Below are 20,634 nucleotides of genomic sequence, written 5' to 3'. Positions count from 1 at the left end.
GCCGTCAACCAATTGGGTAGCGCGATTTAGCAACCCATTGTCGACGGAGGCAAACGCGCTGAAGCCGCCTCATCGAATTGACAGTAGCAACGGCATTAGGGTGCTTGGCCTCATGGGGAGGCGCTTTGGTTCCTACGACGGGTGAGCTTCCCTTAGGTGGATAGCGGCCAGAGAACGGCCAACGGCTTAAGAGATGTGATCGCTCTGTCGTGTTGAGACGGAGCGATCATCGAGCAGCGTTGGACGGTCCTACTCTTCCGTTCAGTGTTCCGGCTATCGCCCGCGGCGATACCAAACCGACCTGTCTGGTCTGTTGAAGTAGACCCAGCGAGGAAAGTACACCGTGATACCTGGGTAGTAATGGAGGCTCGTGTAGTGCCCAGTGGGAATCCTTTGGAAGTCCATGCCTAGGTGATGGCCGATTTCTTCCAGTCCTTCTGCCTTGGTGTCTGTGACGTCCAATACTCGAATTCCTTCAAGTGATCGGAGCGCGCTGGGGTCCTCGATGATTGCTTGTGACAGATCCAGGGCCTTCAAGTTCTTCATGCGTTGGATACCGTCGAAGTTGTGAATCATGCATCCCGAAAGTGACAGAGTCTGCACGTTGGGGAATGAATCCGCCACGTCAATCATCGCGACCATCTTCGCAGACTCAACTGTGACGGCGGTCGCATTAGGCGCGAACTGGATATCTGGCCAGGAGATTTCAGACATGGGTTGGTAAATGCCGACGGACCGAAGGTTCGGGAGAGGCGTCAGTCTACGGATACTCGTTTCTAGTGGGTTGAGGAGGTGAAGACTGCTTAGGTGAGTAGCCTTACCAAGGGGTCCGAGGTCGCCGTCTGTCGGCGCGCGCAGCCACAATTCGTTGAGGTTGGGGAGGTCGCCTACGAAGGTGGCAGAGGCTGGCCTGGGTACTGCTGAAAGTCTGAGGCGGTTAAGGTGCTTCAAGTACTTGAGCGCCGGCACTAAGGACGGATCGTCGATATAGAGGAAGCCATTGTGAAGAGGGTTATGCGCGAGGACCGTTGCCGCGTACGTAATGACATCAAAACGAGGCCAAGCCAAGAGCAGCTCCCTTACCACTGTCGCACGTCTGTCTTTCCCATAACGCTGAATAATGCTGAGGGAGCCATCCGTTCCAATATCCGCGGCTGCCCGGATCGTCGCGGCAACCTCTTTAGCTAAGCGCGGCCTTGTCCTTGCAAGTAGGTCAGTTGCGAAGTCGCCAGCCGAGGCAATAACCTTCGCTGCTGTTATGCTCCTTGGCGGCAGAACCTCCTCAGCCCGCTGCTGGATCTGTCGCCGAACCTTCGGGTCTAACTCCGGCGACGTTTCAAGGCAGGCTACTGCTAGCAGGCTGAGATGGTCCCTTCTTTTCGTGTCAGTATCCTTTCGGTCAAGGATGCCCTGCAACAATTCCCGCCTCTCCCTAGCGTGGGCGTGTCCGGCGGCCATTACCACCACTTCACGCCACTGGTCTCTGTGGGCGTTGGCAATGAGCGCACCAACGTCATCGGCCGCCAATGCTCCTAGTGCTGCCAAATACTCTTGAAACGTTCGATGGACGAAGTCAACCCTTCCCACCAAAGGTTCTCGCAGCAGGCCACTTCGCTCCAAGAGGTGTTTGTAGACGCGATCGGGAGCAGCCTTGATTTGGGGCATTTGCGGCAATTTCTCGCGAATCTTTTGAATTACTCTATCCCGTTCTGCGTCTGACCAGCCATTGCGGATAAACCAATATGAAATGTCCTGTAAGAGAAGCACCTTGTCCGTTCGGGAAAGAGTCAAATCCGCTGCAAGGCGACGTTCTGCGTCACGACGCTCAAGCAACATTTCGAGCGCGACGTCATACAACTCCATCCGGTTAGTCGGCAGCTGTCCTCGTCTGTCGTAATGCAGAGCGCAGATTAGCGCGCATAGGAGAGGCGTTTCCGCTAGAGACCGAAGATGACCCCGATTCCTAATTCTGTTGAGCAGCAACGACTCGTATTCCAGCAATGCCTCTTTCTCGGACACATCGGGGTTCGCGTTTCGGATAGCCTCGTGCCAATGACGCACGAATGCATGGACGTCGTAGGGGGTCATTGGTTGGAGCTCGTATGATTTAAAGCTTGCTCCGTCTAGCCAGTCTGGTGCGGCTGCTCCTGGGCGCGACGTTATTATGTATAAGGCCCCTGGGAATGTCTCGACGAGGCTCTCTAGCCATTCGCGTGCCGTTTCTCGTTGATGTTCGGGAAGCTCATCCACGCCGTCGACAAGAACTACGGCGTGGCCCGCCCGCATCAGCGACTGCACCCATCCATTTGGCATTTCCTCTCGGATATGTCGGCCGACATGATCGACAAACTGCCCCGGTAATGGCAACTGCTGATCGACATAGGTTCGCAGAGGTATGAAGAACGGCACAAGCTGATTCCAGCTCGAAAGCTCGTCGGGGAAGTCCTTCAGTGCCGCCCGGACCGATATCCAACGCAATAATGTGGTTTTGCCGCCACCGGCACCGCCTCTTAGGAGTACCCGCCGGCTGCTTGAAAGAAGTTGATTCACCTTTATCGTGTCTGTCGGTTCGGCCCCGGCCGCAGGGAGCTCCTCACCATTGCTCAATTCGGATGTGACGGACAGGCTGATGTACGCAACGCTGAGGGGGTACCGTCTGGACGCGTCTTCGAGCCTTGCTCCGAATAGCTCTAGACGGTCTAAAGAGTTCGCTACCTGGCGTCGATAGTCAACTTCGAAGTCGACGATTCCTCTTGCACTACGCTCAGGCAAGCGGGCAAGGGCATCTTGCAAAGTTTCGGCAATATCAGACTCTCGGCGGAGTATTTCCGTAAGTGCATTTGATTGGAACTGCGGTAAAGTGATGGAAACCTGGACGATATACTCGCAACAATCTCTGAGTACGATGTCGTATAAAGCCCTGGCGGGTTCGGAGAGTCCAGCAAGATCCTTCGCCTGGGGAAACTGGCGGCGGAGATACTTGTCTACGTATGCCGCGTTTAGGTCGTGTTCAAAAAGGTCGTAGTCTTTCAATGGGGAGCGCTCAAGGGTGTCTTGGACAGCTTGAAGAGCAGCTGCTTTCTCATTCTCGGCTAGATCATGAAACTCTCTGCTTACAAACGCGGTAAGTTTGTCTGCTACGGTATCCGCAAGTCGATCAAATGTTCGTCTAAGCTTCCGTTCCTGTAGTACATCGGATAGCCTGGAGGAGATTGCGTCGACGGCGTCGACTGAAACATCTGCTGCAATAGCTTTGTCGCCAAGCCATAATTTCGTCGCATTCTTTACGACGGATGCGCCTAGCCCGACAAGAGTGAGTGCAACAGTGCTCATTCGATACTCCATGGATCTCGGCAGATGCCAGACGTGTGCGGAGTGAAACGGGTTCCGCTTCAGGGCTAACTGGCAATGTTTAGGTGGGATGCCGCCGCTGCGTGCGCGGCGAGCGGAACGAAAGTTGTTCAAAAGTGCGTGCGGCGGGACATCTGCCGATCATCGCGCTGCTCGGCTTGCGGCCGGTAGCGAGTGTCGCCTGGACGACAAAAATCATGCGTTATGGCCGGTTCAATGGTCTCAGTGAACTGGAGAGAGCCGTTCCAATGTTCTGCCGCCCTACCGTGCGGGATAGAGTAGGTAGCTTCCAGCTGGGAGCGGGTGAAGGCATGGTGAAGAAGCCGGACACCATCGGTGCCAGGATCCGGTACTGGCGGATGCGCCGGGGCGGCATGAATCAGGCCGTCCTCGCTGGGCTTGCTGGTGTCACCCAGTCGTACGTGTCGCAGGTCGAGTCGGGTCGCAAGACCATCGACCGTCGCTCCACCCTGGTCGCTCTCGCTGCCGCACTCCAGGTCACGGTGGCCGACCTGCTTGGTCAGGGGACCGAGTCCGGAGATCCGGCCCGCGAGAGCGCCGCCGAGTGCGTGCCGGCTATCTGGTCGGCCCTGCCGACAGCTCCGAGCTGGCGTCGCCGGGCGGGTCCGGCAGGTGGATGGTTCTGCCCCCGGTCATTAGCGGAGAGGGAACGTTAGGCCGCCTGCAAGGTACATCGGAGCGTGTCGGCCACGGGCGTGCATCGCCGCACCGACTCGGGTGGCGACGTTGCCGGGAAGGCGACGCTCGGCCTCGTGGCAGGAGAAGAAGGCGACATCCTCCAACTCCCCTCCCGGCAGGTTGAAGCCGTCGAGGCCAGCAACGGACCCGCAGTCGAACGTGAAACTGACGATCGCACGGGGTCGCTGTCCGGTGGGCGGTGCCCAGTCGAGTACGAGCAGAGCGCCCACCGTCAGCGCGACGCCCAACTCTTCTCGAATCTCGCGGGCGCAGGCATCATGTGGGTACTCACCCTCGTCCACGTAGCCGCCGGGGAAGGCCCAGTGGTCGCGGTACGTGGGCTTGACGAGCAGGACGTTGCCCGTCGGGTCGGTGATCAAAGCCGCGGCGGCAGCGTAGAAGGAAGCCAGGTTGGCGTACCAGGTTGCGGGCTCCGTCCAAGTCACCTCGGTGACGCTAGCGGACCTGCCTAGCTGCGCTCTCGTCCTACGTGGCTACTGACGCGGCCGCGAGGGCATGCAGGACTTCGTTGACCTGGGGCGATGACTGGCGCGGCCGAAGCGTGGTAGCGAGTTCGCCGAGGCGCTGACGAACGCGCACCGACTGGACACCCGCAACGCCCTGCGCCAGCGTCAGGCTCCAGCCACAGGCCGCATCGGTGTCACCAGCGCGGGCATGAGTCAAAGCGACGAGAATCGTGTGCAGGGCACGGGTTCGGGTGTTCTGGCTGCTGAGGGTAAGCGCGTCGGGTGCATGTCGTAGGGCCTGCGAGTACAGGTGCAGGTCGCCTAGGCATCTCAACGCGGCTCCGGCCAGGTGAGCCGGGGTGAAGTAGCCGACCCATCGCGGGCCGGGCTCTGCGTCCGTCCGGCTAAGAGCACGCTCAGCCTTGGCTAGGGAAAGTTGGCAGGCGCGTTGCTCGCCTGCCTGTCCATAGGCCGTAGCGGCGGTGGCGTGTAGCCGAGCGAGGACAGTGGCGGGGGCACGGCCAGCCCCGTCAATGGCAGCTTCGGCGAGCCGAGAAGCCTCCCGAGCGTGGCCCAGGAACACAGCCTGCGTAGCAAGGTTCGCCAGCAGGTGAGCGCCGTAGAGGCGGTCGTTACCGGCCTTTGCAAGCCGCAGACCGAGGGTCACGTGTTGTTGCGCCATGGCGTGCTCGCCCGCGTCGTACGACATGAAGGCGAGTTGTCCGGCGAGCGTCGCCGCCGCACGGATGAGATCGCGCCCCACTGAGTCGGTGTAGGTGCCCCGCAACATCGGCCCGACCTGACGTACAAGCAGGTCGGCCATGACGGCACGGGTGTGGGGACTTCCGCTGCCGTGACGTCGGTCCAGGTCGGTGAAGTGGTCCGCCAGCGCGTACAGCGATTGAACGTCGGTGAAGGTGACCTGTTGCCGGCCGTGTCGGCTGACCGTCTTATCGGGCAGGTCGTACCGCCAACCGAGCGCCGCCTGTAGGGCTTTGCCGCTGTCGAAGGTCCCGTCCACCTGCCGGTTGAGGTGCTTGGTGAGCGTGATCCAGATCTGCTCGGCGGCATCTATCGCTGCATCGACGGAAGCGGGGTAGACGCATGTTCCGGTGCTGTCCGAAACGCCGAATCCCAGCTCTGACGCAGAGACGGTACGCCCGAGTTTGCGAGCGAGTGTTTCGGCCATGGCCTGTTGGACGTGCTCCCCAGGCCGGCGACCGCGCAGCCACCAGTAGACGCTGGCTGCGTCGTACCGCCAGGCACCCTGCTCTCGGCCGGCGTGATTGAGTTGGCGTGCGAATGCGGCGTGCGCGTTCCCGTAGCCAGCGGCAGTCAGTAGCCCGTCGAACGCCGCATTCGTCACCGGTCGCGCCATGTTCCGCCTCCAGCCATCACGCAACTACCAACAGTGATGAGCCTATGGGTTGCCGCCGTTCGATGGGGACCGGCGCAACCCCACGCAAGCCACGTCCTGACCAGCGCAACCGAGCGCATCGCTCGCCATCTGGCCCGTCAGTCGGCAGCCCGCTTCCCTGCTTGCAGGGAGTTCCCGGGCGGCAGAGGCTCAATGTCCCGCCCCGGTTAACGGAGGTGGAATGAACAGCGATAAGCAACCAAGCAAAGGTGAGCAGTCCGAGGCTGCTGAGCGGGAGGCTGCCAAGCAGCGCATCCTGGCCCAGGCCGAGGCGGAGCGCGTACCCGTAGAGGACACGACCCGCGCGGTCCCGGACCGGCGGTGGCGGCGTGGCCAGCGATGACCTGCCTATCGGTCGACGGGTGGCGAGCTGGCGGGTGCGGCGGCAGATGACCCAGCAGATGCTCGCCGACCGGCTGCGCAGGTCCAAGAGCTGGGTCGACAAGATCGAACGGGGTGTCCGCCCCCTGGACCGGTACTCGGTCATCCAGGACCTGGCCCGCGTCCTGCGGGTCGATCCAGAGCTGCTGCTCGGTCAGCCACGGAGCACCGCGGCGGGCCCGCCGGACGGGGTGGACGACATCCGGGCCACTCTCGCCCGCTACGACACCCCGCAGGCTCCACCACAGACGGACGAGCTGAGACGGCAGGTTGGGCACGCCTGGTTGACGTACCAGCACGCGCACTACGGGCAGTTGGTGCGGCTGTTGCCGGGTCTGCTCGACGCCGCCCAGGGTGCGCGGTCGGCGGAGCTGCTGGTGCAGGCGTACCGGATCACCTCGTCGCTGTTGGTGAAGCTCGGCGAGGCCGACCTCGCCTGGCTGGTCGCCGACCGGGCGATGGCCGCCGACGCCGACGCCGACGCCCCGACCCTCGCGGCGACAGCGGCCATCTCAATCGGCCAGGCGCTACGCGCCGCAGGCCGCGACCGCCTGGCCCTGACCGCGACCCTTACCGCAGCCAACCGCATCCTCCCGCCCACCACCGACCCGGCCCCATCTCGCTTCGGTGATCATGACGTTGACGGGACGTATAGAGATCAAACCTCCCGCCAACCCCATGATCACCGGGGCGAGGGCAGGGGATGGTCGGCGGGGGAGTGGGCCGTGGGTGGGACGCTGCTGCTCCAGGCCGCCCTCGCCGCCGCCGGTTGCGGCGAGCACCGCCGCGCCGACGAGCTGACCGACCGGGCCGCGGGCGTCGCCACAAACCTTCGGGGGTACGACGATCAGCACCGCACCAGCTTCGGGCCGATCGTCGTCGACCTGGCGCGGGTGCTGCTAGCGGCGCAGCGGGGTGACGCCGACGAGGCGGTACGACGGCACTCGACTGTGGTGCGGCGGGAGGCGTGGCGGCGGTTGCCGGCCGAGTATCGGGGCGCGTACCTGGTTGATGTCGCGCGGGCGTACCTCCAGGTTGGCGACCTGCGCGGCGCCGCACGCGCCCTGGTGGACGCGGACAGCGTCGCACCGGCCGAGGTTCGGTGCCGGCCTCTGGCGCGTACCGTGATCGCCGAGGTTGCCCGGGGGCACCCGGCGCCGGCCGGCGTGGCGCGACTGGCGACGCTGGTCGGCCTGACCCGTTGACGGCCGGCGCTCGGCCACCACCTTGCCCGCGCCGGCCTCGCCGGCGGTGCGTGAAGGCGGCCACGCAGATCGCCGGAGCCTGACGGCAGTCGCCAGCAGCACGCAGGGACATCCGGCCCCGCCCGGGCTTGATCAACCAGATCAGACCCACGGCGGGGCCGGATGGCTACACACCGGGGAGCACTTCGGGAGCGTCCGGCTCAAGCCGGGACGGGTTACGCGGGTCTGCTGGCCCTGGCCTCACATCATCCAACTGCGGACGACTTCGCCGCGATTTCGGTGACGAAGTGTAGTTGTCCATGCACTCTCGGTGGTTCCACCCATTGCGCGCCGCGCTCTGTCTCGTTTCGCCTTTGAGTGGCGTGGATCCAGGTTCCGCGCACCGGCACCTGCTTGAGCTGAACGGGGAAAGCGATGGGATCTGTCCGGCGACGACTGTCGGTGGTATCGGTGGGGTTACTGGTGGCTGGCGCGGCCGGTCTGGGGCTGGCGCCGCCGGCGCTCGCGGCCCCGGGCGACGCCGCTGCGCGGGGCGCGGTGCTCGACCTGGTCGGAGACCCCGGCGACGAGTCGGTCCAGGCCCAGGGCACCTTCGGAAGCGTGACCGCCCCACCCGGCGGCGGTACGGACGAGGAGACGTCGGTGGACATCACCCTCTCCGATCCGGAGAACGTGGTCGCCACCGGCACGGTCGCGGAGGTCACCGCCACCCGCGGGCCGACCACGTCGTCCGCCTCGTCCCAGCTCGCCAACTTCACGCTGAGCGTCCTCGGCGTCGAGGTGCTGGACGTCTCCCAGTTGGGGGTGACCGTCCAGTGCAGCGCCGGCAACACCGGCGCCGGAGCCACCGCCGAGGATATCGCGGTCTTCGGTCAGCCGATCAGCGTCCGTGACACGGCCCAGGAGTTCACCGCGAACGTCACCGTCACCGGTCTGACCAACGCCACCTTGCGCGCCGTCGTCGACCGTCAGCTCACCGGCACGCCGAACAACTCGGTCGCGATCAACGTGCGCGCGCTGCTCTCCGTCTCCGGGCTCAATGGCGCTGAACCGGTGCAGTTCTCGCTCGGTCAGGTGATCCTCGCGGAGGCCTCCTGTCAGAGCCCGCCGGCGGTGCCGCCGACGGCGTCGGCGATCTCGCCGAATTCCGGCCCACAAGCGGGTGGTCAACCGGTGACGATCACCGGCACCGGCTTCGTGCCGAATGCCACGGCGGTGAGGTTCGACGGAGTGGCGGCCACCAACGTGGTCGTGACCGCCGACGGTACGTCGTTGACGGCCGTGACACCGCCGGGAACGGTGGGCCCGGCGGCGGTGGTGGTCACCACGGCCGGTGGCTCGACGCCCGCATTGCCGTACACCTATCTGGCCGACGGCACCGGTGCCGAGGTAACCGGTCTGACGCCGGGCGAGGGGCCGCCCGCCGGCGGTACGACGGTGACAATTACGGGTTCCGGGTTCACCGGGGCGACCGGGGTGACCTTCGCCGGGGTGGCCGGCACCGGCTTCACCGTCAACCCGGCCGGCACCACGATCACGGTGGTGACCCCGCCGAACCCGGCGGGTCCAGCGACCGTCGAGTTGGTCTTCCCGGGCGGTACCGCGAACGCCGGCACGTTCACCTACCGCGCGGTCGCGGTCGCACCGAGGATCGAGTCGCTCTCCCCGGACAACGGCAGCACCGCGGGCGGCACCGTCGTGACCGTCCGGGGCAGCGGGTTCGTCCCGGGCCAGACCACGCTCGGTATCTGCGGACGGACGATCGCCGCGAGTGAGGTCACCGTCGCAGCGAACGGCCGCTCGTTGACGTTCCGCACGCCGCCGTGCGCGGCGGGCAAGGCCGAGATCCGGGTGACCACGCCGGGTGGTACGTCGAAAGAGGTCGCGTTCCACTACGAGGCAATCCTGCCGGTCACCGGCGCCTCACTCGGCATGCCCGTAGCGGCCGGCCTCACCATGCTGCTCACCGGTGCAGTGCTGCTCCTGATGACCCGCCACCGCAGGCAGAACGTCTGACCCGGCCGTGCCCCGGCGCAGATGCCGGGGCACGATCAGCACCGCACCACCTTCGGTCCGATCGTCGTCGACCTGGCGCGGGTGCTGCTGGCGGCGGAGCGGGGTGACGCCGACGAGGCGGTACGACGGCACTCGACTGTGGTGCGGCGGGAGGCGTGGCGGCGGCTGCCGGCCGAGTACCGGGGCGCGTACCTGGTGGATGCCGCGCGGGTGTACCTGGAGATGGGTGACCTGCGGGGGGCGGCACGCGCGCTGGTCGACGCGGACAGTGTCGCGCCGGCTGAGGTTCGGTGCCGGCCGTTGGCGCGTACTCTCATCGCCGATGTTGCCCGCGCGCAGCCGGCGCCGGCCGGCGTGGCGCGACTGGCGACGCTGGTCGGCCTCACCCGCTGATCAGCCTGAGCGCACCGCCCCGACCGGTTCCCCTGGCCGGCCGCAGCAGCCGAGCGACCAGGGGGTAGCTGGCGGAACCAGTCTCAGCGGTTGCCAGGTCGGGTCGATCCGGCCCCCATTGCCCGTAGGTGTGCCAGCCCTTGTGCCCAGGACTGAATGAGGGTGGTTTCGTGGTAGGCGATCTCGTGTTCCGCGCAGAATTGACGGATCAGCGGCTGGGCCTGGCGGAGGTTGGGTCGGGGCATGCTGGGGAAGAGGTGGTGTTCGATCTGGTAGTTGAGCCCACCGAGTAGTGCGTCGAGGAACGGGCCGCCGCGCACGTTGCGGGAGGTGAGGACCTGTCGGCGTAGGTAGTCGAGGTCGTCGGCCTCGGACAGGATGGGCATGCCCTTGTGGTTCGGGGCGAAGGAGCTGCCCAGGTAGAGCCCGAACAGGGCCTGGTTGACCAGGATGAACACGATCGCCTGCGGAACGCTCAGGACCAGGAACACGGCCCCGAGGTAGCCGGCGAAATGCAGGACGAGCAGGCCAGCTTCCGTGCGTCGGCGCTTGAGTCCGCTGCGGCGGACGACCGCTCGGACGCTGGCGCCGTGCAAATGCAGACCCTCCGCCAGCAGCAGCGGAAAGAACAGCGCCGCCTGGTGCCGGACGAACAGCGCCCGCAGGCCCCGCTGCGCCGCAGCCTGAACCGGGGTGAAGGACAGCGGAGTCACCGCGAGGTCGGGGTCGCGGCCCTCGGTGTTCGGATGCGCATGGTGGCGGTTGTGCTTGTCAACCCACCACCCGTAACTGATCCCGGTCACCACGTTGGCGCACACCAGGCCGACCACGTCGTTCGCCCGGCGGGAGCGGAAGATCTGCCGATGCCCGGCGTCGTGACCGAGAAACGCCAACTGCGCGAGGAGCACCGCGACACCGGCCGCGGTAGCCGTCTGCCACCACGACGACCCGAGCCGCACGAACAGCACGCCCAGCACTACGAGACAACCCAGCATCACCGTCACCCGCGCCGCGTAGCGGCGGGCTCGTCGGTCGAGGAGACCCGCGTTTCGGACCATGCGGGAGAGGTCGGCGTACTCACTACCCCGGTCGCTGCGGGTGCCAAGATCCGTGTCACTCAACGTCGCCGCTCCTTGTCAGCCACGCCGATCAGCTCGCCAGCTTCGCTGTCAGCCATGACCAGGCGTTCGCGCAACTTCATCGGTGGTCCGACGGGATCGAACAAGCAAACCGCCGCTGACGGCCCCAGTCTTCCTCACAGCCACGTCTTCGCACGAGGAAATCGGCAGCTCACGATGACTGATACGCGAGCAATACCCGCCCTCGTGTAAGTCTGCCGATTGGCTGGGGGCTTCGTCCGTCGAGTCCGACAATCAGCACCGCACCAGCTTCGGTGCCGTGCGTGGGGCGGCTCGGGCCCTCGTCGAGGCGGACAGTTGTCGCGCCGGCCGAGGTTCGGTGCCGGCCTCTGGCGCGTACCGTGATCGCCGTTGTCCCCCGCGCGCAGCCGGCGCCGGCCGGCGTGGCGCGACTGGCGACGCTCGTCCGCCACACCCGCTGATCGCACCGCCCTCACCCGGACCTCAGATCCACCGGGTACGCCTCGTCGCGGACTGAGCGACGAAGTCGCGATCCGGGACGGAAGTCCGACGTTCTGTGTTCGTCCGCTCACGGAGGGTCCAATCTGGAACCCGGCTCGCCGTGGGGGCGGTCGTAGACAGCGGACAGTGGAGGTTCGGATGCTGATCATCGCGGAGGAGCGGGACACCTACCCACCGAACGGTCAAATTCCCAACCTGGAGACCGACGAGAAGGCGTGCCACGACATCCTGACCCGGATCAAACCGCTGCTGCCCAGAGACCTCACGGGCGAGGTGGTCGGGGCGTTGGTGAACTGGTCGGCGAGCAAGCTGCTGCCGCACCGAAGCTTCGGGACCTGGGCCGAAGCCATCACCGCCGCGACCAGCAACGCGCGGAACGACATGGCCCTTGCCACCGACGACAGCCAACGGCAGCGTGACGAGGCTGTCGGCGGCGACGACCTGGCGAAGCTCAACGCGGCGGTGGCGAGCACGGGGCGGACCGACGACCGGCAGATCACGTTGCGCGACGAGAGCCGCAGGTGGGCGAACTGTGGAATGGCCGCGTTTCAGATTCGCGAGCAGTTGCGCGACAAGGGCGGCGAGCCCGTCCGCCTGTCCGGCAAAACCTACGGGGCGGGGAAGGGCGACGCGCTCAAGCAGGCGCTGCTCGTCCAGCCCGCCAACGCCCAGACCGTCCTGCTGCTCGACTGCCAGTTCCCGCAGGTGCACAACTTCATCATCGAGGTGCACCACGACGGGTCGCGCTACCTGGCCCAGGGTTACCAGGGCACGTACTTCGCCCACTGGTGGCTCGGAATCAACAACAGCTACTCCGGAGAGGCTCCGCCCAAGATTCTCGCCCTGCGCGAGCGGTACGGGCTGGGTCGCGCGATCAGCCGGGAGAACTACGAGAGCCTGCTCGACGGCCTGGCCGCGGCCATCTCGTCCGGCTGGCAGGAGACCGCGAATCAGTGGCAGACGTTGCCGTTCAACCCTGACCGGCAGGAGATCGACGGGATCCGCCGCCGGTCCGAGGCGCCGACGATCCTCGTCGAGGTGTTCGAGCTGCGCAAACCGGCGGTGGCTCGGGCGGCGCTCGGCGGTAACGGCGGCGCGTCGCTCAGCGAGCTGGCGACCCGAGGACTGACAACCGCCTGACGCGGTGTTCCCGGTCGGCACCCAACCGGCCGGGAGCACGGAACCGCGGCGGGACCCGGAGAGAGTCCCGCCGCGCGCGCCTATGCGCCCGAGATGGCCTTGAGTGCCGTGTCGAGTGCCTGGTCGGCCGGGACGGGTACGTCGGGGACCACTCCGACGCCTTCCCAGTTGGTGCCGGTGACGCTGTTGATGGTCCGGGCGGTCGGCACGGTCACCAGGATGTGTTCGGTGATCGGGTGGCGGGCCGTCGGATGCGCGCCGCCGCGGGTCGTCTCACCGACGACGACGGCCCGGCCGTGCGCCTGGAGGGTGTACGCCACGTCCTCGCCCCCGGAGAACGTCATCGCGCTGGTGAGCACAGAGACCGGGCGGTCCGCGTAGCGCGGCGCGGGAAGGTGCGCGGCAGTCCAGAACTGGCGAGTGCTGCCGGTGGACCGCTCGTAGAAGTCGTTGAGGTGCACCTGATCGTCGCGGAAGAAGTAGCTGCACCACATCGCGGCTCCCTCCGGTGCTCCGCCGGAGCACGCGCGCAGGTCCAGGATGAGCGCGGAGCTGAGGGCGACCAGTTGCATGGCCGCGCCGATCGCAGCGGCACCTTCGTCGGCGTACGCGATGCGCCGCACGTCGATCAGCCCGACGTTCCCGTCCACCTGCTCGACCCGGCGGATCCCCTGGTTCTCCGCCCTGAGCAGCGCGAGGAACGCGGCCCGCCCCCCGTCCTCGTCCGCCGGATCGAGCGACTGCGGCTGGTCGGTCCAGAGCAGCCGCAGATGCTTGTCGGGGCACACCTGCTGAAGGTGAGCGGTCACCGTTTCGCAGAGCGCCGGCCCGTCCAGGTCGTCGTACTCGCCGGCCTCGAGGCGGCGCCGGATCGCGGCGTCGATGTCCGCGACCTTCGCAGGAAAGACGTACCCTGCCTCGATCCGATCCAGGGCCTGTCCGATTATCCGTTCGTTTGAGAGCACGGCGGGCCACGGTAGACCACGAGCAGCCTCGTGACCATCGAATTCCGCGCAGCCCCGGGTGCCGAGCTTCCGAGCCGCGTCGGACTAGGAGCGCGGCAGCATGCCCACGAGCGATGTGATGATGGCAAGCCGCAGGGCTGTCCGCAGGTCGATGTGGTGAACCGCGAGCGCCGGCTCGGACTCATACACGGCGAGCAGGCTCGGCGGCGGCGAGGTGTAGGCGGACAGCGCGCCAGCCATCAGCAAGGCGTTCAGGCAGAACAGCTCGGCGCGGTCGCCGACCTCGGGCAGGTGTCGCCGGATGAGGTCGGCCATCACCGCGAGGTTGGCCAGTGAGGCGCGCTTGTGCCGGCGGACCGCCTCGACCGAGACGTTGTGTTCGAGCACCCCGCCCTGCGCACCGAAGAGATCACAGAGCACCGTCTGGGCGGCGAGCGACCGGCTGAGCACGTCCGCCGTCTGCTCGGCCCGTTCCAGCGCAGACCCGCTCGGGTCGACGCCCTGGCCCAGTTCCTGCTCCAGCTCGGCCAGCCAGGTCGTCGTCCGGTCGTCCATCAGGTCGAGCAGCACCGCTTCGCGGGACTCGAAATAGCGCAGCACGGCTGTCTTGGCCAGGCCCACCCGCCGGCTCAGCTCGTTCAGCGTCACCTCGGCCACCGGCATCTCGTCGAGCATCGCCGAGGTCGTTTCCAGGATCGCCTGGCGCCGGACCGCGCGCTGCTCCTCGCTGCGCGCCCGCTTGAACGTCATGTCGCCAACCCTAACTTAGGTACCGCCGGTCTCTTGACAGTGTACCGGCGGTACTTTACCGTTCAGGCATAACTTACCGGCGGTACATTGGGAGCCTGAGATGAACTGGACCGAGCAGCAGATTCCGCGCCAGGACGGCCGGGTGGCCGTGGTCACCGGGGCCAACACCGGGCTGGGCTTCGAGACCGCCCGGCTGCTCGCCGAGCGCGGGGCGTCGGTCGTGCTGGCCGTGCGCGACACCGAGAAGGGCAAGCGGGCCGCCGCCCGGATGAACGGCGACGTCTCCGTACAGGAACTGGATCTGACCTCGCTGGACTCCGTGCGCGCGGCCGCGGCCGACCTGCGCGCCGCCCACCCGCGGATCGACCTTCTGATCAACAACGCAGGCGTGATGTACACCCCGAAGCAGACCACCCGCGACGGCTTCGAGATGCAGTTCGGCACCAACCACCTGGGCCACTTCGCGCTCACCGGGCTGCTGCTCGACCTGCTGCTGCCCGTGCCCGGCTCCCGGGTGGTCACGGTCAGCAGCGTCGGCCACCGCATCCGCGCCGCCATCCACTTCGACGACCTGCAGTGGGAGCGTTCGTACGGCCGGGTCGCCGCCTACGGCCAGTCCAAGCTCGCCAACCTGATGTTCACCTACGAGTTGCAGCGCCGGCTCGCCCCGCACGGCACCACGGTCGCGGTGGCCGCACACCCCGGCGTCTCCAACACCGAACTGGTCCGCAACTCCCCGGCGGTCGTCCGCGCACCGATCACCTGGCTCGCCCCGGTGATCACCCAGCCCGCGACGGCCGGCGCGTTGCCCACCCTGCGGGCCGCCACCGACCCGTCCGTCCTCGGCGGGCAGTACTACGGCCCCGACGGCCTGGGCGAGACGCGCGGCCACCCGGAGCTGGTCACCTCCAGCCCCGAGTCCTACGACCTGACCGTGCAACAACGCCTCTGGGCCGTCTCGGAAGACCTCACCGGCGTGCGGTTCCCGGTCGGCCAGGCAGCCTTCGCGGCGTGACCGTGCCACGAGGCAGGTGACCGGTCGCGGCGAGGCCCGGACGGGTCCCGCCGCGACCGTCAGCGTGAGGTCTGGCGACGTCAGCGGGGCGCGACGCTCAGCCCTCGGCCGACCTGCCAGGAGGCGGCGGGCCAGGCCGTGATGAAGCCAGCGATCAGCCCGATCTGGCCGGCGAACCAGAATGTAGGGCTGTCGGGTCGCAGGGGTGGTTCCGGAAAGACCATGTGATGCGCCAGCGTCAGCCACGCGAACAGCGCCACCTCGAACGCGGTGATCGTCAGCAGTTCGATCTTCACGACTGTTGTCAGCGCGTACCCGATCTGTGCGACGCTGCGATCCGGCCGGTCGAAGAGCCGAAAGAGAACAGCGATCGTCACCGCCGCCAGATAGTCGCCGGCGTAAGCGATCCACAGCCCGTTCTGGGCCGGGTCGAATCTGACGGCGTACAGGGCAACCTCGGCGACGATGAAGCCGAGAGCGCAGTGCGCGCCACAACGGGACACCTGGGTCAGGATGATGCCCCGGTGGGGCCGTCGAGGTTGATCGTCCCGCCGCCGTGGCGAGAGCGCCTCGGGCCTGCCCCATTTCCAGTAGAGGCAAACGGCCGCCGGACCGACGTAGAGGACGGTTACCAGCCAGACGATCTCCATGACCTTGACCGGCTGACGGTGCCCGTAGAGATAGGTGTCGGCGAGGACGATCGCGAAGCTGACGACGCCGACCGCGAGCGAGGCCCAGGAGAGCGCCACGAGCCAGGTTGGCTGCATCCTCGCCCCTTCCACGCGCCGGGCGCCGGTGCCTGCCGCGGCCGATGGGGGAGGGGGCTCGTTGACTGGTGTCGACGGCCGAGGACGCCCCACAGTCTTTCACGGCGTACTCGTCCGTACCGGCCGATCGGCCGTTCGTCGTGCTGGCCGCTAGCTGGCGAAGTCGACGCCCGCGAACGTGGCGGAGCGGTGCGCGGCGAGGTGTTCGGCCTGTGCGGTGATGGCGTCGCGCGTCCCCGCCGACAGTCTCTGCCAGGGCTGGACCGCGATCGTGAGCGTCCTGCCGGACTTGCGGGGTCGCCAGGTGCCCACCAGGTCGCCGTCGACCAGGACGGCGCCGGGCCGACCCAGCACCGGCCACAACTCCTTGGCGTGGGCGGGGCCGGGCACCAGTGTCAGCCGGTCCCTGGCCTGCAGGAACAGGTCGAACGGGCCGAGGAGGCGGGTTGTGGTGGCGTCGGACGACTCCAGCGCCTTGTCGTCGGCGGCCAGCAGCCAGCGCACCTCGCCGTCGACCGTCACCTCGACCACGTCGTCGGGCCAGCGCGCCTTCACGTCCTTCACGGGGGCGTCGAGATAGCCGGCCACCTGTTTCGGGGTGGCCGGGCCGAGCAGGCGAAGGTACGCGCGGATCAGGTCGAACCGGTCGACCGGGGCGGCGGCCCTCGTGAACCCGGTGATGCGGCGCAGGATCGGCGGCGAGGTGTCGAGTTGCAGCTCCAGGCCGGCCCGCGCGGCGGCGAGCCGGAACGGCATCTCGTAGAGGTGTGTGGCGTCGCAGACCCGGCAGAACCGCAGGTACGGCTCGGGTAGCACCGTGGCCAGGCGGCCGGAGACGTCTCCCTTGACCGTCGGCGTGGTGACGATGGTCCGCATGCGCGCGGCCACCTCGTCGAGGGCGGCGAGGTTGTCGATGCCGGCGGCCTTCAACGGCTTGGCGGCGTCGTAGATGCGCTTGCCCGCGTCGGCATCGGAGAACGGTTCGACAGCGGCCACCACGTGGCCCACGTCGGCTCGGCGGTAGAGGTGCGGGGCGCCGCGCACCGTCCACAGCAGGACCACGTCCGCGTCGGACATCGCGGTCACGTCGACGCCACGGACAGCGAGGGCCCACCGGGCCCCGTCCGGACCGGTGTTCTGCACCCCGATGTCGAGGACGGCGGTGTCGGCGAGCGTGCCCTCGTCCCGGTCGAGCTGCTGGGCCCGGACGCGGAAGTTCATCACCTGGCGCCGATCAACCATGTCTGCACCCTAGCCACGGCGGCTCGTGCGGTGGGCCCAGGCGTGCAGCGCCCGTACCGGAACCGCCGCGGCTCACTCCACCTGGGCGTGTCGTGATCCGGACACATTGGCCGCGCTCGCCCTGCACGCCCGAACTCACCTGCGTGGACGGTCGCCGTCGCTTCCGCCGGTCCCGGCGGGGGAGCTGGCGCGGGTGTCCACACGCGGCGCCCGGATGGTGCAATAGGGGAACGCTGATGGCAGCAATGACGGAGGTACCCGTGGACGGTGTGGAACTGCTTCTCGCCGCCCTGGCGCTCGGCGCGTCGACAGGCGTGGCCGACGCGACAAGCGCCGCGGTCCGCGATGCCGCCGAGAGCTTCCGGGGCCTGGTGCGTCGCCGGCTGACCGGCGAGGGCCAGGAGGCGCTGCGAGCGTTCGAGGCCGGGGGCACCGACTCGGGCGTCTGGCAGGTACACCTCGCCGACGATCTCACCCGCGCGGGCGTCGACCGGGACGAGCAGATCCTCAGCCTCGCGCGGGAGCTACTGGCGAGGGCCGAGGCGACCGGGGTGCGCACCGAGATCGGGCAGGTCGACCTGCGCGGGGCGAAGGGCGTCCAACTCGGCAGCTACAGCACCCAGCACATCACCTTCAACTGAGGCAACCGGGCAGATGGGCGACAGCGGGCAGCCGGAGGACGACCGGTCGCGCGGCATCGACGCCCGCCACGCCCAGGGCGTGCAGTTCGGCCCCCACAGCCGCCAGTACATCAACTTCGGCCCGGTCGTACGGTCGGCGTACCTGGCGGAGGTGCACCGGATCGCCCCGGCCGACCTGCTCGACCGCGATGCCGAGCTGGCGCGGCTCGCGGCCTTGTGCGCGGGTGACGGGTCGGGCGCGTACCTGCGGTGGGAGGCTGCCCCGGGCACCGGGATGACCGCGCTGCTGTCCTGGTTCGTGCTCCACCCGCCCCCGGGAGTACGGGTCGTGTCGTACTTCGTCGTCGCCGGCCGCACCGAGCGGGAGACCCGCGACGCGTTCGTCGACGTCGTGCTGGAGCAGTTGGTCGAGCTGACCGACCGGTCCATGCCGGGCCATCTCACCGGGTCCACCCGGGAGGCGCACCTGCTGGGCCGGTACATCGACGCGGCCCAGGCGTGCGAGCGGCGGGGCGAGCGGCTGGTGCTCATCGTCGACGGCCTCGACGCCCGACGCGACGCCTCCGCTGTCGCGACGCTCCTGCCCGACCGGCTGGTCGGTGGCATGCGGGTGGTGCTCGGCACCGACCTCGGGTGGCGCGTCCCCGCCGACCTGCCACCGCGGCATCCGCTGCGGGAGCCGAACCGGCCCCACCTGCTGGCGCCGTTCGTCGGCCCCGACGAGCGCGCCCGGCGGGAGGCGGACGACGCCCGGCGTGCCGACGAGCGGGCCCGGCGGGAGGCGCAGCGACACCAGGCCGCCGACGAGCGCCGCACCGCGCAGCGGCAGATCGACCAGTGGCAGGCCGCCGAGGCGGAACGGGCCAGGCCGGCGGCGCGGGCGGCAGCCGTGCGGCGGGCGCTGACGTTCGTCGCCGGGTGGACGGGCCTCCTCGTCCTCGTCACCTGGTTGGCCCGGGGTTGGCCCGATCCGCGGGTCGCGGGCATCCTGAGCGCCCAGCTCGTGGCGGGTGGGCTGGCCGCCGCGATCGTGCTCGTACCGTCGGCGTTCCGGCTCGGTGCGGCGTACGCGCCGAGGCCGTCCTCGCCGGCCGCCTGGATCGATCGATCCCGGTACGGCCTGCTGATGCAGGTGATCGCCTTCCTGGTGTTCATCGTCCTGGGCGGAGCTGGCGCGGGCGACTACCTCGACGCCCGCGACGACCGGCAACTGGAGCGGTCCATCGGCCGGGCCGGGGCTCTGCCCTCCTTCGACGAGGTGGTGGCGTTCCTGTTCCTGCTGCTCATCGTGGTCGGCTGCGTCGCGGCCGGCCTGTACCTCGCCGCGAGAGCCGTCCGACCCTGGTCCGAACGGCACCGGGAGCGGGAACGAGCGTTTCGGGCACTCGTCGACGCGGCGGCCGCCGCTGCCGAGCGTGAAGCGTCCGCGGGAATGAGCGCCGACGTGCTGTCCCCGCGAGCGGCCGACCGGGCCAAGGTGTACCAAAACATGCTGGCCCGGCTGGCGGGACAGCGCCGGCGTCACCCGCCCCGCTAGGTGCCGTCGTCGGCGAAGGCGCGGGGCGTGAACGGAGCCAGGAGGAGATCGGTGAGGCGCTGCGTGGCGTCCTTGTCACCGGTCAGGGCAAGCACGCCCGCGTCCACTGCCGCCGCCAAAGTCATCTGGTGCCCGCAGACGGCTCGGAGGGTGTCGATGTCGGTGGTGAGTGTCGCGTCGGGTTCCGGGGTCGTGCCGCGGCGCAGCTGCACCGAGTCGTCGGCGACCTCGGCGAGGTAGGTGTCGGCGTCGATGTGGAACGCGTAGACGCCGCGGAGATCAGCCGCTCGCGCCGGATTGAATCCCGCCTTGATGGTGAGCAGCAGGGAGTCGATGCCGAGAGCGCCCTCGGGTAGCTGCGGGGACTGGCTGCCCCAGCGGCCGAACTGCAGCAGGATGGGCTCCAGCGCGCGCCCCCATTCGGTCAGCTCGTAGAGGTGGACACGCGTCGGCGGCCCCAGGTCCCGCCGTCGCACCACGCCGTGCTCGGTCAGCTCGCGCAGCCGCTGGCTCAGCACGTTCGGGCTCACCCCGGGGAGCCCGCCGAGCAGGTCGTTGAAACGCCGGGGGCCGAGCAGCTGCTCGACACCCCCGTGGCGCGGCGCCTGCTCGTGGCGCCACTGGCCCGGCTCGCCTACACCAGCGGGGACGGGACGCCGCGGCTGATCCCGGTGAATTTCCTGTGGACCGGCGACGAGCTGGTCGTCGGCGCGTTCGCCGGCACGTACAAGATCCGCGACCTGCGTGCCCGACCGGACGTGGCGATCTGCATCGACACCGCCGACGGGCTACCCGAGGTGCTCATGCTGCGCGGGAAGGTCACCCTGACGGAGGTCGAGGGCGTCCTGCCGGAGTACGCCGTCATCCAGCGCGCGGGGATGGGCGACGAGGTGGGCGACGCCTACCTCGCGGCGATCGACAAGCCGGGCCTCCGGATGGTCCGGATCGGCCTGCGCCCGACGTGGGTCGGAGTCGTCGACTTCCAGGAGCGCTTTCCCGACCGGACACCGGAACCCGTCCGAGCCGCGCTCGGCGGCGGTCGCTGAC

18 protein-coding genes and 1 pseudogene are annotated in these 20,634 nt (G+C 67.9%); 10 read left to right on the top strand and 9 right to left on the bottom strand.

Features of this window, described 5'->3' with window-relative positions; translation table 11 throughout:
* Positions 1–273: 273 nt before the first annotated feature.
* Positions 274–3,333 (bottom strand): NACHT domain-containing protein, encoded by a 3,060-nt coding sequence (locus tag ACFYPR_RS27665; protein ID WP_387263260.1) that lies wholly within the window; start codon positions 3,331–3,333, stop codon positions 274–276.
* Between the two features lie 329 nt (positions 3,334–3,662).
* Here ACFYPR_RS27665 and ACFYPR_RS27660 point away from each other — a divergent pair.
* Positions 3,663–3,944, top strand: a pseudogene (locus tag ACFYPR_RS27660) (helix-turn-helix domain-containing protein); the annotation flags it as partial.
* Between the two features lie 63 nt (positions 3,945–4,007).
* Here ACFYPR_RS27660 and ACFYPR_RS27655 read toward each other — a convergent pair.
* Positions 4,008–4,496 carry an NUDIX domain-containing protein gene (locus ACFYPR_RS27655; protein WP_387263257.1) on the bottom strand — a complete coding sequence of 163 codons (489 nt, stop codon included), beginning with the start codon at positions 4,494–4,496 and terminating at the stop codon, positions 4,008–4,010.
* A gap of 40 nt (positions 4,497–4,536) precedes the next feature.
* Positions 4,537–5,895 (bottom strand): hypothetical protein, encoded by a 1,359-nt coding sequence (locus tag ACFYPR_RS27650; RefSeq protein ID WP_387263254.1) that lies wholly within the window; start codon positions 5,893–5,895, stop codon positions 4,537–4,539.
* Positions 5,896–6,115: 220 nt separating this feature from the next.
* Here ACFYPR_RS27650 and ACFYPR_RS27645 point away from each other — a divergent pair, with 220 nt between their 5' ends.
* The 4 genes from ACFYPR_RS27645 to ACFYPR_RS27630 all read left to right on the top strand — a co-directional run bounded on the left by ACFYPR_RS27645 (position 6,116) and on the right by ACFYPR_RS27630 (position 9,929).
* Positions 6,116–6,277 (top strand): hypothetical protein, encoded by a 162-nt coding sequence (locus ACFYPR_RS27645; protein WP_387263252.1) that lies wholly within the window; start codon positions 6,116–6,118, stop codon positions 6,275–6,277.
* On the top strand, positions 6,264–7,520 hold the full coding sequence (locus tag ACFYPR_RS27640) for a helix-turn-helix domain-containing protein (RefSeq protein ID WP_387263250.1): 1,257 nt from the start codon (positions 6,264–6,266) through the stop codon (positions 7,518–7,520). Before ACFYPR_RS27645 ends, ACFYPR_RS27640 begins: the two co-directional genes overlap by 14 nt.
* A 450-nt stretch (positions 7,521–7,970) precedes the next feature.
* Positions 7,971–9,536 (top strand): IPT/TIG domain-containing protein, encoded by a 1,566-nt coding sequence (locus ACFYPR_RS27635; RefSeq protein ID WP_387263247.1) that lies wholly within the window; start codon positions 7,971–7,973, stop codon positions 9,534–9,536.
* 21 nt (positions 9,537–9,557) lie between these two features.
* Positions 9,558–9,929: a hypothetical protein gene (locus ACFYPR_RS27630; protein ID WP_354860735.1), complete on the top strand. Its 372-nt coding sequence runs from the start codon at positions 9,558–9,560 to the stop codon at positions 9,927–9,929.
* Between the two features lie 83 nt (positions 9,930–10,012).
* On the opposite strand, the gene ACFYPR_RS27625 is transcribed toward ACFYPR_RS27630, so the two are convergent.
* Positions 10,013–10,987 carry a fatty acid desaturase family protein gene (locus ACFYPR_RS27625; protein WP_387263426.1) on the bottom strand — a complete coding sequence of 325 codons (975 nt, stop codon included), beginning with the start codon at positions 10,985–10,987 and terminating at the stop codon, positions 10,013–10,015.
* 681 nt (positions 10,988–11,668) lie between these two features.
* Here ACFYPR_RS27625 and ACFYPR_RS27620 point away from each other — a divergent pair.
* Positions 11,669–12,670 (top strand): hypothetical protein, encoded by a 1,002-nt coding sequence (locus tag ACFYPR_RS27620; RefSeq protein WP_387263245.1) that lies wholly within the window; start codon positions 11,669–11,671, stop codon positions 12,668–12,670.
* 80 nt (positions 12,671–12,750) lie between these two features.
* Here the strand turns inward: ACFYPR_RS27620 and ACFYPR_RS27615 are convergent, their stop codons facing one another.
* Positions 12,751–13,635: a S41 family peptidase gene (locus ACFYPR_RS27615; RefSeq protein WP_387263242.1), complete on the bottom strand. Its 885-nt coding sequence runs from the start codon at positions 13,633–13,635 to the stop codon at positions 12,751–12,753.
* 84 nt (positions 13,636–13,719) lie between these two features.
* Positions 13,720–14,385, bottom strand: a complete 666-nt coding sequence (locus ACFYPR_RS27610; RefSeq protein WP_387182496.1) for a TetR family transcriptional regulator — start codon at positions 14,383–14,385, stop codon at positions 13,720–13,722.
* Positions 14,386–14,485: 100 nt separating this feature from the next.
* Here ACFYPR_RS27610 and ACFYPR_RS27605 point away from each other — a divergent pair, with 100 nt between their 5' ends.
* Complete coding sequence (locus tag ACFYPR_RS27605; RefSeq protein WP_354860744.1) at positions 14,486–15,400, top strand: SDR family NAD(P)-dependent oxidoreductase; 915 nt, start codon at positions 14,486–14,488, stop codon at positions 15,398–15,400.
* 80 nt (positions 15,401–15,480) lie between these two features.
* On the opposite strand, the gene ACFYPR_RS27600 is transcribed toward ACFYPR_RS27605, so the two are convergent.
* Positions 15,481–16,167, bottom strand: a complete 687-nt coding sequence (locus ACFYPR_RS27600; protein ID WP_387182493.1) for a DUF4396 domain-containing protein — start codon at positions 16,165–16,167, stop codon at positions 15,481–15,483.
* A 150-nt stretch (positions 16,168–16,317) separates the two neighbouring features.
* Positions 16,318–17,409, bottom strand: a complete 1,092-nt coding sequence (locus tag ACFYPR_RS27595; RefSeq protein WP_387263239.1) for a winged helix DNA-binding domain-containing protein — start codon at positions 17,407–17,409, stop codon at positions 16,318–16,320.
* Between the two features lie 245 nt (positions 17,410–17,654).
* Between ACFYPR_RS27595 and ACFYPR_RS27590 the strand changes: the two genes are divergently transcribed.
* A complete protein-coding gene (locus tag ACFYPR_RS27590; protein WP_355067248.1) occupies positions 17,655–18,050 on the top strand; it encodes a hypothetical protein in 396 nt (131 codons plus the stop codon).
* A gap of 13 nt (positions 18,051–18,063) precedes the next feature.
* Positions 18,064–19,587 carry a hypothetical protein gene (locus tag ACFYPR_RS27585; RefSeq protein WP_387263236.1) on the top strand — a complete coding sequence of 508 codons (1,524 nt, stop codon included), beginning with the start codon at positions 18,064–18,066 and terminating at the stop codon, positions 19,585–19,587.
* Here the strand turns inward: ACFYPR_RS27585 and ACFYPR_RS27580 are convergent.
* The gene (locus ACFYPR_RS27580; RefSeq protein ID WP_387263234.1) at positions 19,584–20,117 is read right to left on the bottom strand and encodes a winged helix-turn-helix transcriptional regulator; all 534 of its coding nucleotides are present in this window, start codon (positions 20,115–20,117) and stop codon (positions 19,584–19,586) included. The two genes, ACFYPR_RS27585 and ACFYPR_RS27580, sit on opposite strands and share 4 nt — an antisense overlap.
* 63 nt (positions 20,118–20,180) lie before the next feature.
* Here ACFYPR_RS27580 and ACFYPR_RS27575 point away from each other — a divergent pair, with 63 nt between their 5' ends.
* A complete protein-coding gene (locus ACFYPR_RS27575; RefSeq protein ID WP_387263232.1) occupies positions 20,181–20,633 on the top strand; it encodes a pyridoxamine 5'-phosphate oxidase family protein in 453 nt (150 codons plus the stop codon).
* Position 20,634: the final 1 nt, after the last annotated feature.

The sequence above is a fragment of the Micromonospora sp. NPDC005254 genome (assembly GCF_042872525.1).
Lineage (GTDB): Bacteria > Actinomycetota > Actinomycetes > Mycobacteriales > Micromonosporaceae > Micromonospora.
The sequence above is the reverse complement of the archived record's forward strand: the minus strand, read 5'-3'. Positions and strand labels throughout refer to the sequence as shown.

What these genes read in the sequence shown, in the direction of transcription:
- ACFYPR_RS27645 (WP_387263252.1), top strand. Translation starts at nt 6,116, where the DNA reads ATGAACAGCGATAAGCAACCAAGCAAAGGTGAGCAGTCCGAGGCTGCT.
- ACFYPR_RS27585 (WP_387263236.1), top strand. Translation starts at nt 18,064, where the DNA reads ATGGGCGACAGCGGGCAGCCGGAGGACGACCGGTCGCGCGGCATCGAC.
- ACFYPR_RS27610 (WP_387182496.1), bottom strand. Translation starts at nt 14,385, where the DNA reads ATGACGTTCAAGCGGGCGCGCAGCGAGGAGCAGCGCGCGGTCCGGCGC.
- ACFYPR_RS27595 (WP_387263239.1), bottom strand. Translation starts at nt 17,409, where the DNA reads ATGGTTGATCGGCGCCAGGTGATGAACTTCCGCGTCCGGGCCCAGCAG.
- ACFYPR_RS27630 (WP_354860735.1), top strand. Translation starts at nt 9,558, where the DNA reads ATGCCGGGGCACGATCAGCACCGCACCACCTTCGGTCCGATCGTCGTC.
- ACFYPR_RS27605 (WP_354860744.1), top strand. Translation starts at nt 14,486, where the DNA reads ATGAACTGGACCGAGCAGCAGATTCCGCGCCAGGACGGCCGGGTGGCC.
- ACFYPR_RS27650 (WP_387263254.1), bottom strand. Translation starts at nt 5,895, where the DNA reads ATGGCGCGACCGGTGACGAATGCGGCGTTCGACGGGCTACTGACTGCC.
- ACFYPR_RS27590 (WP_355067248.1), top strand. Translation starts at nt 17,655, where the DNA reads ATGACGGAGGTACCCGTGGACGGTGTGGAACTGCTTCTCGCCGCCCTG.
- ACFYPR_RS27625 (WP_387263426.1), bottom strand. Translation starts at nt 10,987, where the DNA reads ATGGTCCGAAACGCGGGTCTCCTCGACCGACGAGCCCGCCGCTACGCG.
- ACFYPR_RS27620 (WP_387263245.1), top strand. Translation starts at nt 11,669, where the DNA reads ATGCTGATCATCGCGGAGGAGCGGGACACCTACCCACCGAACGGTCAA.
- ACFYPR_RS27665 (WP_387263260.1), bottom strand. Translation starts at nt 3,333, where the DNA reads ATGAGCACTGTTGCACTCACTCTTGTCGGGCTAGGCGCATCCGTCGTA.
- ACFYPR_RS27600 (WP_387182493.1), bottom strand. Translation starts at nt 16,167, where the DNA reads ATGCAGCCAACCTGGCTCGTGGCGCTCTCCTGGGCCTCGCTCGCGGTC.